Genomic DNA, 1,082 nt, shown 5'->3' on the forward strand with positions numbered 1-1,082 from the left:
TGGGCGATGTCGAGGAGGTGGGTCTGGTGCTGGTGGGTGGGGTGGGGGGAGAGGTCGTGGGTCTGCCAGGGCAGGGTTTCGGGCAGGCCCATTAGTTCGGCGTGCCATTGGTGGCCGTCGTGGAAGAAGCGGGTGCGCAGGTTGTCGTGTTGTTCCAGCAGACGTTGGAGCACTTGTTGCCACTGCTGGGAGGTGAGGTCGGTTTCGACCTCCAGGAGTAGGGATTGGTTGACGTGGTGGGGGTGGGTGAAGTTTTGGGCGAAGAACCAGTGTTGGATGGGGGTGAGCTCGGCCGGCCCGGTCACGATGCCTTGTTCGGCTTGGACGCTGGGGACGTCCTGGTGTTGGACGATGGGGGCGAGTTCGGCGATGGTTTGGTGTTGGAAGAGCTGTTTGACGGTGAAGTACAGGCCGTGTTGTTTGGCGCGGAAGATCACTTGCAGGCTCAGGATGGAGTCGCCGCCCAGGGAGAAGAAGCTGTCGTGGACGCCGACGGGTTGGCTCATGCCCAGCACGTCTTGCCAGATGTGGGCGAGGTGTTGTTCCACCGGGCTGCGGGGGGCGACGTGTTCGCGTTCGCCGGTGGCGTGCTCCTGCCACGGCAGCGCCGCCAACGCCTCGCGATCCACCTTCCCGTTCGGAGTGAGCGGTAGGTTCTCCAGCGGGACGAACACGCTGGGGACCATGTAGTCGGGCAGGCGCTCCCCCAAGAACGACTGCAACTCCTCACCGGTCACCGGTTCGCGGGAGACGACATAGGCCACCAACTGCTTGGCCGCCCCGTCGGTGTGTAGGAGTACGGCGGTGTTGCGTACTTGGGGGTGTTGGGCCAGGACGGCTTCGATCTCGCCGAGTTCGACGCGGAAGCCGCGGATCTTGACCTGGTCGTCGACCCGGCCCAGGATTTCGATGTTGCCGTCGGGCAGGAAGCGGGCGAGGTCGCCGGTCTTGTAGAGGCGGCTGCCGCCCTCCTCGCTGAAGGGGTTGGCGATGAACGCCTCGGCGGTCAGCTCGGGCCGGCCCAGGTAGCCCCGCGCAAGCCCGGCCCCACCGATATAAAGCTCACCGGCAACACCGGTCGG

General features: G+C 65.3%; 1 protein-coding gene. It reads right to left on the reverse strand.

Annotated features, from left to right (window positions below; genetic code table 11):
- Positions 1 to 1,082: phosphopantetheine-binding protein (locus ABD848_RS24850; RefSeq protein WP_344977636.1), on the reverse strand; the 1,082-nt coding region annotated here is incomplete at both ends.

This window comes from Salinactinospora qingdaonensis, assembly GCF_039539445.1.
In the GTDB taxonomy this organism is placed as follows: Bacteria; Actinomycetota; Actinomycetes; order Streptosporangiales; family Streptosporangiaceae; genus Salinactinospora; species Salinactinospora qingdaonensis.